We start from the raw sequence: 15,951 nt of genomic DNA on the forward strand, positions 1-15,951 counted from the left end.
TATTAATCAAAAATGTCTGCTGGAATGACGCAAACATGACTATTTTGGATTTGCACAATTAGTACCTGATTGCCTTGTTGAAAGGAGTGAGGATAATCGGTCAGCGCGATGAACTCTTTTGTGGAATGGTCGATATGGACTCTGATTTTGCCTTTTGAACGGTGATCAAAGGGAATGTGAACTGTGCCGATGCGTCCAATCAGGGAATGGCTATGGGACAGGCTATTTGCCAGAATCTTTTTGCGAACTATAAATATTAGAAAAATAATGAGTCCGCCACAGAACACTCCCACTAGCACTGAGGCAACGGCAAGCCGGAGCAAGGTATTATTCATAGGCTTGGTTGCTCTTTCCTGACACGTTTTCTCCCCAGATTGCCCCCGAAACAATAGGTGCCAATGTCACTTCCGGGTTTTTCCAGGGAAAATTCAAATTTGGCTGTCCTGGAAGAGGATGCTTCAGTTATTTCATACATCTCTTCTGAGCCAAACATTTCATTTTCTCCGTACCATTCAGTGCCTACGGCATATCTCAATTTGTAAGTCCCGAATGGAATCAACATCTCAACCATTTCACCCGATTGAATCAAAGCGGCTGTGATCACCTGGTTAGATTCCCAATCGAGCAATTGAACAAAATAATGATTTTTATTTCCAATTACGCCTGGATTTTTCCCATTGGAGCAGGTTTGGGGTAGAGAAGAGTTTTCCTCTGGCAAGGGCTTCCTCAGAAAAAATCGAACTCGTCCTGGGTATTCGTTAGTTGCAGGTATGTACGGCTTTAATACACCCGTCTGGGGCAATGCAATCGGTGTGCGCTGTGGTTTGGGGCTGACGACCACTTCACTGGATGGAAGATTGACTGGAACTGAACTGCATTGACGGTGGAGCCAGACCACTCCGATCGCCATCCCTGCCAGCAACAAGAACATTTTATGTTTCTGCCCTGTAGTCTTTGTTTTGGTTTGCGATCGCCGTCGGACTTCCTCTTGAAAGCGAATCTCAAGTTTTTTAGACATGGCTGTATAGGGGAGAATTTACATCTGAATTGGGGGCAAAATATTGTTCAATTGGGTTCAAGATAACCGTGGGATTCGCCAAACTGGATCAGGGAGGGGAGACATTTACGCCGATAGAAACTTCTGAGCGTAGAAGACTGAACAGCAAATTCCTGAGACAACTGTTTCCATGTTTTGCGGGAAAGTATGTGGCAGGAAATCACGACGTAGGCATTAATATCTGGGCGATCGCGAAGACAGGTGAGTTGCAAGCAGCCTTTCTCTGATTCCAGCCATGCCAGGACTTCTTCAAAAATAGGTGGAATTTCGGGTCTGGCAGGTAGATGCTCAATCCATTGATAGGGTTTTTCAGATTTAGAATCGGGAAAAGCGTTTTGCAATCTGGTTTCTCTCGCTTTTTGGCAGGCAAGATCCTGAATTCTGTATTGCAGATATTTATTAATCCAGGTCAGCACCTCAGCCCGGTTGGGATCGTAAGTCTCAATCCTGCGGCACAAATAGAACCAGGTCTGTTGCACGGCATCATTGTAATCATCTGTTGAGATCCGAGTTTCTTTCCAAAGTTTGTTTGATAGCTGAATCCTTGCGATCAAACGATGCAAGCGTTTCCGGCGCTCCAGGCTACCTCTGGGATAGAGACAGGCTTCTGCGGCCAGGCATCTTAGTTCCTGATGCAGGTTCCTAATGTTCATTGGCTTAACTTGATGCATAGTTTTACCAGGTAGGTGCTAATAGGATTGAGTTGTAACTACAAATCGGCGGCGATCGCGATCGATCTGCCCCTAACGTCGCTATTGCTTCACTGACCCAGGCACCCAGCCATACTTGCCCTTGCATAACCCAGTTCTTGATAGATGAAAGTTTTTACTTTCTGATACATACATTTGGAAAATCCCAGTTATGCAGTCAGCCAGGGTATAGAGTCAGTAGAAATCCTCAAAGTCAGTAGAGAACAGGCGATGTTACTCAAGTGCTTCTACACAAATGTCCTGCCTCAACAGACAACTTTCCTATCAGGACCAATAGGGGTGGGGGAGCCAGGTGGGTTTAACCCGGATGGGCTTGACCCATGAGCTTAAAGTACTTGTATTGATTGATTAAATCCTATACAAATCCTATATACCGTCTTTTGGAATGTCAAGTAAAGAGATGATTTCTGTCAGGCTTGGTAAAGAAGGTGGGTGGGATATGCTCAAAATCTATTGAAATGAGGGATCTTTCCCTCCGGTATCTTAAATATGTTCAGTTTGTTTTTGTGCCATAAATCCTATATAATTTATGCGTAAATCATTGATACTGACTATCTTGTGCCAATACCAGTAGAATAAATGGATGATACCTACCAGCCACCTTAAAGAAGGCAATTACATGCTTGAAACACCAAAAGACTGACCCTCATCCCCTAGCCCCCTCTCCCGTTTTGGGCTACGGTGTATACACAAGTTGTGAAAGTTGAATCGGTAGGCGATCGCAGCGTTGACGGTGGGTAGCAGAATCCTGCTTGGGGGCTGCCCCCCAACCCCCCATTGCAGAGGACGGTTGCGTCCCCCGCACCCCCTCCAAAACGATGCGATCTCGGCGTGAATGGCAACCTTCATCTCATTGGGTCTTCAAGCAAGGGCAAATGGGTGGCAAGGGGAGCGGTTGTCTTTAAGTTTGAGGCGTTTTTGACCGATTCTCGTCGCGCTAGACTTGAAGCCCCCAACGTCAGACACTTTCGGGGGGTTTGGGGGAGTTAGGACCCCAAGCGGCGGGGGGCTGGGGGGAAGTCCCCCAGAGCCAGTTTCTAACGAAGCCGAGATCTGTATACACCGTAGCCCATTGAGGAGAAGGGGAAATGTTCAAAGTCCCTCTTCCGCTCTGGGAGAGGGATTTAAGGTGAGGGAAAGCTGTGGTGCAGCAAGTATATAAATACCTTAAAGAAGGGCGTTGCTGACTTTGGGTATGAATTGAGAGTTATAGGAATTGAAATCGTTCCCCATGTCAAAGCCATCGTTAAGAGCAACCCCAAAAGGTGTCCAGACTGTAAAACAAGCCCTGACCCGGGCAGGATGGACACAGAAGGATTTGCAAGCCTTGATTGGCTGTAGCCGTCAGCCGATTACTAATTTCTTTAAAGGCGAGGCGATCGCCCAACCTCTATTTCTGCGCCTTTGCGATCGCCTCGGTTTAAGCTGGCAAGAAATTGCTGCCCTACCCAATCATTTCAACGAATCTCTGACTCCAGCCCCAACTCAAAATAGTTTGGATAATGGCAGTGAGTTGGAAGCCCTGGTAGAGAACCTGCGTCAGAAAGTATACGCAAGCATTCGAGAACGGTGTGGCACCATGCGTGTCCTCGACATGTCTCATCCGATTGAAGTGAATGATCTCTATACCAGTGTTAATATTCTGGAACAGATTACCGGACGCCGACATAAGCGAATTGATGAACTCCTGCAAGAGTGTGACTCTGAACAATTTGAGCGGTTTGGTTTGAGTCAAGTGACTGAAGAGCGTGTACCAGCCCTGGAAGCTGTTCAAAAGTTTAAAAAGTTAATTATTTTAGGCAAACCCGGAGCGGGTAAAACTACATTTCTTAAATATCTGGCAATTCAGTGTAATGAAGGTTATTTTGAGCCGGAGCGCTTGCCTATCTTTGTCACCCTCAAAGACTTTGCTGAAGCAGAAGATTATTCCAATCTGCTTGAGTACATTAGTCATAGAGATTTGCATCATTACTTCCCATTCATCTCCGAACCTATTCAAAAAGACCTGGCAATGGACTTTTATCAGGTTTTACATCAGGGAAGGGCGTTAATCTTACTGGATGGGTTGGATGAAGTCAGGGCAGAAGATCATCATCGTGTCATTAAAGAATTGCGAGATTTTTCTGAGCAATTTTGGAATAACCACTTCATCATCACCTGCCGGATTGCTGCCTGGGAATATACCTTTGAAAAATTTACCGAAGTGGAGGTGGCAGATTTTGATGAAAACCAAATAGCAATTTTTGCAGAGAAATGGTTCAAAGATAAGCCCATTAATGCCACTACTTTTCTCAAGCATCTTGATCACAATCCTCGAATTAAGCAGTTAACCGTTAGTCCATTACTGTTAACCCTGGTATGTCTCGCTTTTGAAGAATCGGGTGACTGCCCCAGTAGCCGGTCTGAACTTTACAAAGAAGGGGTGGACGCTTTACTGAAAAAGTGGGACGCGAAACGTGGCATCCAGCGAGATCAGGTTTACAAACAACTCTCCCATCAGCGCAAAGCAGATCTGCTCAGCCATATTGCCTTGACGACCTTCAAACAAAAAGATTATTTTTTTAAGCAATCTATCATCGAACAATATATTGCAGACTATATCCGCAATCTGCCAAAAGCGAATACGGAACCAGAAGATCTGCAATTGGATAGTGAGACAATTTTGCGTGCGATCGAAGCACAACACGGGCTGCTAATTGAACGGGCAAAAGGGATTTACTCCTTTTCGCATTTGACCTTTCATGAGTACTTTGCTGCCAGAGAACTCGTTTTTAATAGTTCCTCTTTGGCAACAACCCTCAAGCAACTGGTGCCTCATATGACTGAAAAACGGTGGCGAGAAGTGTTTTTGCTGACTACTGAAATGCTGCGAGATGCTTCTCTGTTATTGCTACCGATGAAACAGAAAATTGATGATTTGTTAGCAGTATCCCCCAGGTTGCAGAAGTTTTTAGGTTATGTCCGCGATCGCGCCGCTGCCCCGGAATTTTCCTTCTGCAAACCGGCGGCTGTCCGGGCATTCTATTTTGACGTTGATTTTGACATTGATGAAAACCGCTCCGTTGCCCTACAGCTTGACCAGGCGGTGAATTGGCTAGTGTGTGCCAGTTTCCTAACCCGCATGTTAGATGGCGTTCGTTTTATTGATGCAATCAACATCGCTCAAACCTACGATGCCAATGTCTCTGACCCAGCCGCAAAAATCATCACAGCAACCTCTGCCAATGCGGTGATGCTAATTGCCATCAAGCTTGCTTTAGAGTTTAGAGAGTTAGAAACCAATGCCCGCGAAATTCTCAAAACCCTTCTACAACGGCTTAAAGGACAAACCAACAATGATGAAAATGTAAAACAAGTTGCTGATGAAGCGAGAGAGGTTGCCAAGACCCGTTATCACATTGGTCAAGAATGGACATTTAGCTCTCAGGAAAAAGACCTGCTGAAACAGTATTACAATGCGACTCAGCTTTTGGTGGTTTGCTTAAACAGTGATGGCTGCATGATCAATCCCGAACAACGACAACACCTTGAAGAAACCCTGTTTTTACCCTATTTCAAATCAAAGACGGATCGGGAGGAGTGCAATGATATTGAAAACCTATCTATTGAAACCAAACAAGCTTGAAGATATCAGTCAAAATCCTTTTCCTGCCATTCTGAGGACATGGCAGAACCATCCCGTCTCACTTGCTGCAACCGGCACTCATTTTGGTTACGTCTATCAGGGAGATCCCCATCTGTATCGTCATGCCGATCAAGAAGAAACCTATCGTCTCCATCCCGGCATGTATTTCGGTTTGCCAGGGGAAGGAAGAATTGATGGATCTGACTCCGCCGGTTTTGTCATCACTCTGCTTAAATATGAGGGAATGTTTAGCCTGGGTGGACCGATTGAGGCGAAAGGTCGGTTTGCTTATATTGACGGTGGCACCAGTAGTCTGCTGATACCCCCCATCATGCTCGGTGATCCCTGTTTGAATGCAATGTTTTTCCCACCTGGAATTGATCAAACCCTGCATACCCATCCCAGCTACCGGATAGGCATTGTAGTGGCTGGTGCGGGAGAGTTGAAGACTGAACAGGATGTCCGGCACCTGGAACCCGGCATGATTTTTCTGATTCCAGCCGATCATTTGCACAAGTTTTGCACCGTTAGCAGTCATTTAATGGTCGTCGTATTCCATCCTGACAGTGATATAGGATTTACTCATCAAAACAATCCTATGTTAAAGCGCACGATAGTAGATGGCATCAGTGCAACTGAATTGCCCCAGATCCATACGAAATTGGTTTAAACAGTTCTCGTTACCAACGCCAGCGTAGTAACCAGGGATGCTTCAATCGGTACGATTATTAAACACTTGGTTCAACCGCAGCAACGGCTCAACGCCCGCCAGGTAGAAGGACCCACCACACCATCCACTACCAGCCCCTTACGCCGTTGAAAGGCACGCACTGCCTGATCCGTCATTAAACCAAAGGTGCCATCTACCAAATCCAGGTGAATGCCCATAGCCCGGAGCGATCGCTGAAGCTGCTTCACTTCACTGCCAGAGCAGCCTATTTTCAACACCGGCATGTTGATGGGAGATCCGGTATGCAGGGCGTGCCAGGTTAAAGGACCGACTACACCATCCTCTCGGAGGAAAACTCGACGCTGGAAGCTTCTGACCGCATTTTCCAACTGAGCATCAAAAATACCGGAGTCTGTATTGGTATAAATATTCCAGTGAGCCAGTAATTTTCTCAGTTCCAGCACTTCGAGTTTTCTAGCGCCGTTTTTTAGCACTGGCTTATTCGTTTTCAGGTCAGCAGCCACTTTGGTATTGCGTAGGTCAGCATCAATTAGAGGAACCATTTCAATCCCTCCTGGGATCTCATCAGTATTTTCTGATACTCCTAAGCTACTTCACCAGTTCGGTAAACCACCTCCCCAGGCAGGCTCATCCAAATGGGTGATAAAGCTATTTCTCTACGTAGCCTCTGATTGAAAGACTGAAACTCACCAGATTGACGTAAGGGACTCGCAAATTAATAAAGTCCCAACATCATTCCCGCGCAAGCGGGAATCCATCGTGGAGCAGATTGTCTAGCGGGTACTTTAATTTGGGGCACATCCCTAAGCGATCTGCCTGCTCGTTCCAAACCGTCACACCTGGACACCAGAGATCTTGGCTACCAGGTTGCCTATTGCAAAAGGACACAAAGCAAGAAAGCCTCTGTGTCCTTTGAGTTTTGGTGGTTCTGACAATTTATGCTTTCAATCAACCGTCTGTGTTGATTTGAGCGATGATTTGCTTCAAGATTTCATCAGCCTTCGGGTTATCAACCTGGCAGGTACCAGCGTTAACATGTCCACCTCCGCCGTAATTCAGCATCAGTTCACCAATGTTGGTCGTGGATGTGCGATTAAAGATGGATTTACCTGTGGCAAATACAGTGTTTTGCTGCTTCAGCCCCCACATGACGTGGATGGAAATATTGCACTCCGGGTATAGGGCATACACCAGAAAGCGGTTCCCAGCGTAAATCACTTCTTCGTTTCTCAGATCCAGCACCACTAAGTTGCTGTAAACCGTTGCACAGCGCTTGATTTGTTCTTTGAACTTTGGCTCATGCTCAAAGTACAGAGCGACACGCTCCTTGACATCAGGGAGGGCAAGAATTTCGGCGATCGCGTGGTTCTTGCAATAGTCGATCAATTGCATCATCAAGTTGTAGTTGGAAACCCGGAATTCCTTAAAACGTCCCAATCCTGTACGGGCATCCATCAGAAAGTTGAGCAGAGTCCACCCCTCTGGATGGAGGACATCTTCCATGGAAAACTGGGCAGAATCTGCCTGATCAACCGCCTCCATCATTTCTAGAGAGAGCTTAGGAAACCGTTCTTGACCACCGAAGTATTCATAAACAACCCTGGCAGCAGAAGGAGCATTGGGGTCGATAATGTAGTTTTCTTTCTTGTCCTGATTTCGGATGGTTTCGCTGGAGTGATGGTCAAAAGCCAGATGCACGCCTTCCACATAGGGCAGGTTAGTCGTAATGTCGTTGCTGGTCACCTCAACGTTGCCATCTTGCATATCTTTAGGATGAACAAACTTGATCTCTTCAATCATGTCCAGTTCTTTAAGCAGAACGGCGCAGACAAGCCCATCAAAATCACTTCTAGTAACTAACCGATGCCTGGTACTGGTCGCTAACATTAAGCTTTTCCCCCCTAGATGAATGTAGTAGTTAGTGGCTTATCCGGTTGCCTGTCTGTAGTGAGAGAGCAACAACCTCATCCAAGATTGCCCAAAAAATGAGCATTGATAACGACCGATAGCAGGTTTCAGGTGGCAGGTGGCAGGGGAGAGAGGAGAGGGGAAAGGGGGATTCGCCTTTAGCATTCCTGCGGATGGGGACAGGAATCAGAATACAGAATTCAGTTCTTAGGGACTCGCAAATTAATAAAGTCCCAACGTCATTCCCGCGGAGGCGGGAATCCATCGTGGAACAGCTTGTCTAGCGGGTACTTTATTTTGGGGCACATCCCTTATCCCAAACCTATTAGGGAACCTTTTTCAATAGGCTGTCTCGCTCTGGTTGCAGCAGTTGATCTAGTTCAGGAGCGTACTTAAACGATGGTGTGAGAGCCTCGAAGAATACTGTCATCGGGATATTTTCAATCACGGTTAAGAAATCGACAGGCGCAGGACCATCGGCATGACGGCTGAGAACTCCAAACCCGGTTCGTTCGCGGCGGAACTGGCGGCTGGGTGCATTTTGCTTCAACCATTGATCCAGGGTTGAGGAGCGGGTCATGGATTCAACCAATTGTTGCAGGGTCTCTGGTGGGGGAATCGTTCGGGTTGCCCTGATCCAGGCTTGATTGAGCAGGTTTTGCCGTTTGTCGGGGTTTAACCAGGCAGCGATCGCCAACCCGCCTGCTGTCGTTTCAATCTCAGCTAAGGGCGGCTGTAAGGATTGACCTTTCGCCAGATTGAGAACCGCCTGACTTAGGGGAGTTCCATAGGTATCCAGATCAGCATGGGACCCTACCAGGTTTCCGACCCACCAGCGCAACCCACCTCGACTTTGATGGAGTTGGGAGGTCAGCAGTGGCGAGTTTTGAGCCTTCGCTGTCTCCAATAATGTTGTGTATTGAGTCTCCATCCGGCTCACTATGGGGGCATAAAGCGGTTGAAGTTCCGGCAGTTTCCACATTGGACTGGTGATCAGTAGTGGATCGCGGAGGGCTTCTAGAGAGATGGCAGCGATCGCCTCTTCTGTATTTCCCTGCGCCAGTAAACTCAATCCCAGTCCATAAAATGCTCCCCGCTTCGCCGGAACCAGTTGGGCAGCACGGACAAACGCCTGACTGGCGGCTTTAGGATCTCGGCTTAACTGGAGCCATCCCAGGTTTGAGTAGCCAAATTCTTGATCGGGCGCTGCCTGAATACCCCGCTGAAGCCAGGAAACTCCATCCTGAAGCAAAACCTGCTGCTGTTTTGGGTCACTCACCTGTAAACTAGCATTCCCCAGGTTCCAGCCCAACTGGTAGGAGTAGTAAGGCTCCCAGGGAGCCAACTGGTGAGAGCGGGTCAGCCGCTGGGCAAAGGCATTGAGATCATTCCGATTGAGGGAGAGAAACCCCTGATTGGAGAGCATCCAGGCTTGATGGATGGGAACGAGCCAGATCAGGATTGCCAGGAGAAGTCCCAGTCCGGCGAGGGGGAGGAGGGGGGAGGGGGGGAGAGGGGGAGAGAGGGAGGGAGGGGGAGAGGAGGGGACGGAAGGGGAGGTTTCGGTTACTGGATCTTTATCATCCTGGCTTCTAGCTTCTGCCCCCTGACTCCTAACCCCTGACCCCTGGCTTCTATACTCTGTCGCCAGCACTGCCAGGTAAATGGTGATTACGCCACTGATCGAAATGTTGTCGAGTTGATAGTCAGTCAGGCTGAAAACGGCATAGGCAGTCAGCCCACTGAGAATGCACCCGATTAAAGTTGGAGGAATGGACAGGGGTGCAATTGGTTCTAACTTCAGCGATCGCAGCCAGCGAATGGTTAGCAAGCTGAGGAGAGCGATCGCGCCGATTGTGGTCAGAACTGACCATAACCCTAGCTCTGCCCAGAGTTGAGCTGGAGTGCTGTGTAACTGGTATTGGAGTTCGGCTTCCCGCCCTGCCCAGGTGGGGCGATACCGCTGGTAAAGGAGCCGTACATTACCGGGTCCACTCCCAGTTAGAAGATGGCTCAACCCCATGTGCCATCCGGTAGTGACAGTAATCAGGCGGTAGGCAAGTTCTCCTTCCCCCTGTCCGGTGAAAAGCCGTGTGACTAGCGATCGCAGGCGGTTATTCCCCAGTACCAGCAGTACCAGCACTGCACATCCCGCCAGCCCTATCATCCCAACCCAGCGGCGGGGTAGCTGACTGCGCCAGAGTAAAACAGCAACCGCGATCGCCAGCAGCAACGCGATTCCCAGCCATCCTCCCCGTGAACTGGTGGTGTAAAGATTGATCAAACCCAGGCACACACCCGTGAGCCAGATCCAGCGCTGCCATCCTACTTGCACAATTCCCAACCCCAGGAGCAATGGCAGTACCAGTATCAGGTAGCCCGCCACATAGTTCTGATGCCCAATTGGGAACCCATTCCGCAACTCAATATTGGCAAAATCAAAGGGCAGGCTGACCCCTAACTGGTGAAATTCCCGTAGTCGAGCCAGTTCTGGTACCAGCGTTTGGCTGCTCCACAATAGCAAGCTGGCTAGAATAAACGCCAGCGCTAAATAGCCCTGAAAAAGCAGCAGCCTGATCCGGCGATGGGGAACTCCTAACCAGCTATTCAAGGCATACAGTGCCGCCAGAAAGCATAGGACTGCCCAACCATACCAGCGAGCCTGCATCGGAAAAGGGGACAGTATGGTTGAAAGCAGCAGACCCAACAGCAGAAATCCCACAACCCAATCCAACCGATTGCCCAACCAGTAGAAGCGCTGCTGCCACACCATCCCCAACAGCCACAGAACCGGACAGATTAGCCCTACCTGCCAGAACAGCACCCACGACCACTCAACCATTGCCGTGTGGCTATCAGGTAGTAGGGTGAAAAGAATGTAAAAGGCAGCAGTCAAAAACCCCAGAAGGTTTCCCTGGGAAGAGTGTTGAGGGTTGAGGGTTGAGGATTGAGTGTGTGGGGTTGAGTGGGTCATTCGATGGGAGCACTGAGAACGGATGTGAGGTGTCAAAGGTGAGGCAGAGGGGATTGCAGGGGTCAGGGGTCAGGGGTCAGGGCTTTGCCGTGAGCGTCAGCCGAGCGGTCTGTATCCACCCTACGGGAACGCCAAAGACAAACACTCCTCACCCATGCTAAAGAACAAGTTGTCTTGCAGACAAAATGAATTAACTGAATTTTGTACTTTAATGAAACTGCATTGAAACTGCGTGAGGATTGCTCCATGAGTTACCGTATGAATCGTCGTGCCTACGCCGAAACTTTTGGTCCGACTGTCGGCGATCGCGTCCGGCTAGCAGACACCGATCTAATCATCGAAGTCGAGCAAGACTACACCACCTATGGCGACGAGGTGAAGTTTGGTGGTGGCAAGGTCATTCGGGAAGGGATGGGGCAATCACCCATTACTAATGCTGATGGGGCAGTGGATGCGGTGATTACTAATGCACTGATTCTCGACTGGTGGGGCATTGCTAAAGCTGACATTGGGATTAAAGATGGCAAAATCCACGCGATCGGCAAAGCCGGAAATCCCCATATTCAAGACAACGTCACCATCATTATTGGTCCCGGTACAGAGGCGATCGCAGGCGAAGGGATGATCCTCACCGCTGGCGGCATTGACTCTCACATTCACTTTATTTGTCCGCAGCAGATTGAAGTGGCGATCGCGGCGGGAATCACCACCATGCTTGGCGGCGGTACAGGTCCAGCCGCAGGCACCAACGCCACCACCTGCACCCCCGGTCCCTGGAATATTTACCGGATGCTGCAAGCGGCAGATGCCTTTCCCATGAACCTGGGGTTTCTGGGCAAGGGCAATAGTGCCAAACCCGAAGCCCTGCGAGAACAGGTCGAAGCGGGCGCAATGGGGTTAAAACTTCACGAAGATTGGGGGACTACTCCAGCGGCGATCGACACTTGCCTGAGTGTCGCCGATGAATACGATGTGCAGGTTGCCATTCACACGGACACTTTAAACGAAGCGGGATTTGTAGAAGACACGATCGCCGCCTTCAAAAACCGGGTGATCCACACCTACCACACGGAGGGCGCAGGCGGTGGACATGCCCCGGATATCATCAAAGTCTGCGGCGAGATGAATGTATTGCCGTCCTCCACCAACCCCACCCGCCCCTATACGGTGAATACCCTGGATGAACACCTGGATATGCTGATGGTGTGCCATCACCTGGATCCTGCCATCGCTGAGGATGTTGCCTTTGCCGAGTCCCGTATCCGGCGGGAAACCATTGCCGCTGAAGATATCCTGCATGATCTGGGAGCCTTCAGCATGATTTCGTCGGACTCCCAGGCAATGGGACGGATTGGCGAAGTCATCATTCGCACCTGGCAGACGGCTCACAAAATGAAATTCGATCGCGGTTGGCTGGCACCCTCCACCCAGGGAGACGTGGAATCCCACAACCGGAATGACAACTTCCGTGCCAAGCGCTACGTCGCTAAGTACACAATTAATCCCGCGATTACCCACGGCATTGCTGAATACGTCGGTTCGGTCGAAGTAGGTAAACTAGCCGATCTGTGCCTCTGGCGTCCTGCCATGTTTGGCGTTAAGCCCGAATTAGTGATCAAAGGGGGCATGATTGCCTGGGCACAAATGGGCGATGCCAACGCCAGCATTCCCACTCCCCAGCCGATCCATATGCGTCCTATGTTTGGTAGCTTTGGGGGAGCGATCGCGGCAACCTCCCTCACCTTTGTTTCCCAAGCAGCCCTAGATCGGGGAATTCCCGACCAGTTCGGTTTACAAAAGCCAGCCGTTCCCGTGTCTGGGATTCGCCAATTGACCAAGAAACACCTGAAGCTGAATGACGCGACTCCTGAAATAGAAGTAGATTCCGAAACCTACGAAGTCCGTGCCGACGGGCAACTCCTAACTTGCGAACCTGCTACAGAGTTACCAATGGCACAACGATATTTCCTTTTCTAAGAGCACCGAACTAATGTCCATCCCCTCCCGGAATCTTCGAGATTCCAGGGCTGGGTTTGCATAGGCATGATGGCAAACCCCCATGTTGCAAAATTTAGTGTTTGCAACATGGGGGTTTGGGGGCTTCGCCCCCAAGAAGGGGTTCCACCCCTTCACCCCTTACAAAACTTTTGTTTTGCTGTACTAGGAGAGCAATGTAAAAGTTTTGCAATGTAGCGATTGGCTTGAAAGTCAAGAGAAATTGTCAAACTGGCAGAGTTGGCTTCAGCCCAATCCGTTGCTCCTGCAACCCGTCAATAGCAGACGGGATGTTGTCTACCCGCATGGCAGTCCTTTGTTGACCCATCAATGCCGACCCATGTAGTGTCTTGATTCATCGGTTATGCTGAGGATTCGGTTTGTTTTGTTCCATTGACTACTCACCCTTACAAGATGCGGGGTTGCTCCGCAGGCGATGGCTCGAATTAGGTCTTTGGAGTCAACTTCTTTACTTTACGGGCGACCCACGCTACGGAACGGCGGTTTTTTCACCTCGGTTGGAACGGGTTACCTAATCCTCAAGATACAAGGTTGGGTCGAGGTAAGGAAACCCAACACCCGCATGGGTTACGCTAATAGCCTACGGCATGGCTGTGCTAACGCACATCTACGAGCCAATCATTACAATGACCAATTACCTAACACCTATCCCGCTTTATTTATGAGTCTTGCAAAGAAAACCTACGTCCTCAAACTTTATGTCGCGGGAAACACACCCAATTCTGTTCGTGCGCTGAAAACCCTGAACGACATTTTGGAAGAAGATTTTCAAGGGGTTTATGCACTCAAAGTAATTGATGTGTTGAAGAACCCTCAACTGGCTGAAGAGGATAAAATTCTGGCGACTCCAACCCTGGCAAAAATTTTGCCGCCTCCTGTCCGAAAAATTATTGGAGACCTTTCTGATCGAGAAAAGGTACTAATTGGTTTGGATTTACTCTACGAAGAGCTTCGGGATGATGGGTTTGATATGGAAGAATAGATCTTTACTACCTGACACTTGACACCTGAACCTGGCACCTGAAATAGTTGCTAAACTTACGCCGCAGACTACGAGTGCGAAAATGAATTGAGTGGATGGTCAGCTTTTGTGTTAGATGTAGCGAAACAGTTTCTTATGCTTAGAAGTTTGTCGGAATAAAAGATCTGATCCCCCCTTACCTCCTATTTAAAGGGGGTTGTCCGAAAGTCCCTCTTGCTCAGGGGGATTTAGGGAGATCTCCGACAGGCTACTAGGCTCTTTCAAACCACCTCATACTATGACTCAGTTAAATCAAGCAGCCCAAGGGAACGAGTCTGATACAGTCGGAGTCCGGAAAATTCGTACCCTGATTGAAGGATTTGATGATATTAGCCACGGTGGGTTGCCTGTCGGGCGCACCACGCTGGTAAGTGGCACTTCCGGTACGGGTAAAACCCTATTAGCTGTTCAATTTCTCTACAATGGGATTGTTCATTTTGATGAAGCTGGCATTTTTGTCACTTTTGAAGAATCACCCACAGATATCATTAAAAACGCCTTTAGTTTTGGTTGGGATTTACAAAAATTTATCAATGAAGGCAAGCTGTTTATTCTAGATGCCTCTCCTGACCCAGAAGGGCAGGAGATTGCTGGGAGCTTTGACCTGTCGGCTTTGATTGAGCGCATCCAGTATGCCATCCGCAAGTACAAATCCAAGCGGGTTTCCATTGACTCAGTGACCGCCGTATTTCAGCAGTACGATGCCGTATCCGTTGTCCGGCGTGAAATTTTTCGCCTGGTTGCCCGATTGAAACAGGTGGGGGCAACTACCATCATGACCACAGAACGAGTGGACGAGTATGGCCCCGTTGCCCGGTTTGGGGTGGAAGAGTTTGTTTCGGACAACGTGGCAATTATTCGCAACGTCTTGGAAGGGGAACGTCGCCGCCGCACGATTGAAATTCTTAAACTGCGGGGCACAACCCACATGAAAGGGGAGTATCCCTTCACGATTACCAATCAGGGTATTAATATCTTCCCCTTAGGGGCTATGAGGTTGACTCAGAGATCGTCCAATGTACGGGTCTCTTCGGGGGTTAAAACCTTGGATGAGATGTGTGGCGGCGGCTTTTTCAAAGATTCAATCATCCTGGCAACGGGCGCAACAGGGACGGGTAAGACTTTATTGGTCAGTAAGTTTTTGCAGGATGCCTCTACCCGGGATGAACGCGCCATGCTGTTTGCCTATGAAGAGTCCCGCGCCCAGCTTTCCCGTAATGCCTACTCCTGGGGCATTGATTTTGAAGATTTGGAGCAAAAAGGATTACTCAAAATCCTCTGTACGTACCCAGAGTCTTCGGGATTAGAAGATCATCTGCAAATTATCAAGCAAGAGATTGCAGAGTTTCAACCTTCTCGGATTGCGATCGATTCCCTTTCTGCTCTGGCACGGGGAGTTAGCAACAATGCTTTCCGCCAATTTGTGATTGGGGTAACGGGCTTCGCCAAGCAGGAAGAAATTACTGGTTTCTTCACCAATACGACCGATCAATTTATGGGTTCACACTCCATTACCGATTCCCATATTTCTACCATTACTGACACTATCTTAATGCTGCAATATGTAGAGATTCGCGGAGAAATGTCTCGCGCTATCAATGTTTTCAAAATGCGCGGATCCTGGCACGACAAGGGCATTCGTGAATACAACATCACTGAACATGGTCCCGAAATTAAGGATTCGTTCCGTAACTTTGAACGGATTATCAGTGGTTCTCCCACTCGGATTTCGGTTGACGAGAAGAGCGAACTATCTCGGATTGTGAAGGGCGTGCAGCGGGATAAGGAATAGATAGAGTTAGAAGCCAGGAGTTAGGAGTTATAGGTTACAACTTTAAAGAGTTCAACTCCCGCCTCTCGACTTTCGGCGTTGCTGAATTTGGGAATGAAGAAGGTGCTGAATGCCTGAAACTTCGTTTCAATTCATCCCGCTTTTCAGCAACGCCCTC

13 protein-coding genes are annotated in these 15,951 nt (G+C 48.8%); 6 read left to right on the forward strand and 7 right to left on the reverse strand.

Annotation, left to right across the window (positions count from 1 at the left end):
• Positions 1 to 2 precede the first annotated feature (2 nt).
• The 4 genes from AC1S52_RS18870 to AC1S52_RS18885 are packed head-to-tail and all read right to left on the reverse strand — an operon-like array spanning position 3 to position 1,855.
• Complete coding sequence (locus AC1S52_RS18870) at positions 3 to 335, reverse strand: hypothetical protein (RefSeq protein ID WP_482030588.1); 333 nt, start codon at positions 333 to 335, stop codon at positions 3 to 5.
• A complete protein-coding gene (locus AC1S52_RS18875; protein ID WP_482030589.1) occupies positions 332 to 1,018 on the reverse strand; it encodes a hypothetical protein in 687 nt (228 codons plus the stop codon). Before AC1S52_RS18875 ends, AC1S52_RS18870 begins: the two co-directional genes overlap by 4 nt.
• 47 nt (positions 1,019 to 1,065) lie before the next feature.
• Positions 1,066 to 1,710 carry a hypothetical protein gene (locus AC1S52_RS18880; RefSeq protein ID WP_482030590.1) on the reverse strand — a complete coding sequence of 215 codons (645 nt, stop codon included), beginning with the start codon at positions 1,708 to 1,710 and terminating at the stop codon, positions 1,066 to 1,068.
• Between the two features lie 22 nt (positions 1,711 to 1,732).
• On the reverse strand, positions 1,733 to 1,855 hold the full coding sequence (locus AC1S52_RS18885; RefSeq protein ID WP_482030591.1) for a hypothetical protein: 123 nt from the start codon (positions 1,853 to 1,855) through the stop codon (positions 1,733 to 1,735).
• A gap of 1,143 nt (positions 1,856 to 2,998) precedes the next feature.
• Here AC1S52_RS18885 and AC1S52_RS18890 point away from each other — a divergent pair.
• The gene (locus AC1S52_RS18890; protein WP_482030592.1) at positions 2,999 to 5,392 is read left to right on the forward strand and encodes an NACHT C-terminal helical domain 2-containing protein; all 2,394 of its coding nucleotides are present in this window, start codon (positions 2,999 to 3,001) and stop codon (positions 5,390 to 5,392) included.
• Positions 5,352 to 6,062, forward strand: coding sequence for a cupin domain-containing protein (locus AC1S52_RS18895; RefSeq protein ID WP_482030593.1), 711 nt, complete (start codon positions 5,352 to 5,354; stop codon positions 6,060 to 6,062). Before AC1S52_RS18890 ends, AC1S52_RS18895 begins: the two co-directional genes overlap by 41 nt.
• Before the next feature lie 71 nt (positions 6,063 to 6,133).
• On the opposite strand, the gene AC1S52_RS18900 is transcribed toward AC1S52_RS18895, so the two are convergent.
• The 3 genes from AC1S52_RS18900 to AC1S52_RS18910 form a co-directional block, all read right to left on the reverse strand.
• The gene (locus AC1S52_RS18900) at positions 6,134 to 6,625 is read right to left on the reverse strand and encodes a peptidoglycan-binding domain-containing protein (RefSeq protein WP_482030594.1); all 492 of its coding nucleotides are present in this window, start codon (positions 6,623 to 6,625) and stop codon (positions 6,134 to 6,136) included.
• A gap of 406 nt (positions 6,626 to 7,031) precedes the next feature.
• Positions 7,032 to 7,970 carry a hypothetical protein gene (locus AC1S52_RS18905; protein WP_482030595.1) on the reverse strand — a complete coding sequence of 313 codons (939 nt, stop codon included), beginning with the start codon at positions 7,968 to 7,970 and terminating at the stop codon, positions 7,032 to 7,034.
• Positions 7,971 to 8,316: 346 nt separating this feature from the next.
• Positions 8,317 to 10,965, reverse strand: coding sequence for an O-antigen ligase family protein (locus AC1S52_RS18910; protein ID WP_482030596.1), 2,649 nt, complete (start codon positions 10,963 to 10,965; stop codon positions 8,317 to 8,319).
• A 246-nt stretch (positions 10,966 to 11,211) separates the two neighbouring features.
• On the opposite strand from AC1S52_RS18910, the gene ureC reads away from it, so the two are divergent.
• From ureC to kaiC, 4 genes are all read left to right on the forward strand, one after another.
• Positions 11,212 to 12,942 (forward strand): urease subunit alpha, encoded by a 1,731-nt coding sequence (gene ureC, locus AC1S52_RS18915; RefSeq protein ID WP_482030597.1) that lies wholly within the window; start codon positions 11,212 to 11,214, stop codon positions 12,940 to 12,942.
• Between the two features lie 398 nt (positions 12,943 to 13,340).
• Positions 13,341 to 13,496, forward strand: coding sequence for a hypothetical protein (locus AC1S52_RS18920; protein WP_482030598.1), 156 nt, complete (start codon positions 13,341 to 13,343; stop codon positions 13,494 to 13,496).
• 47 nt (positions 13,497 to 13,543) lie between these two features.
• A complete protein-coding gene (gene kaiB, locus AC1S52_RS18925) occupies positions 13,544 to 13,963 on the forward strand; it encodes a circadian clock protein KaiB (RefSeq protein ID WP_482030599.1) in 420 nt (139 codons plus the stop codon).
• 277 nt (positions 13,964 to 14,240) lie between these two features.
• Positions 14,241 to 15,794 carry a circadian clock protein KaiC gene (kaiC, locus tag AC1S52_RS18930; RefSeq protein ID WP_482030600.1) on the forward strand — a complete coding sequence of 518 codons (1,554 nt, stop codon included), beginning with the start codon at positions 14,241 to 14,243 and terminating at the stop codon, positions 15,792 to 15,794.
• Positions 15,795 to 15,951: the final 157 nt, after the last annotated feature.

This window comes from Kovacikia sp. CALU 1929 (genome assembly GCF_056784235.1).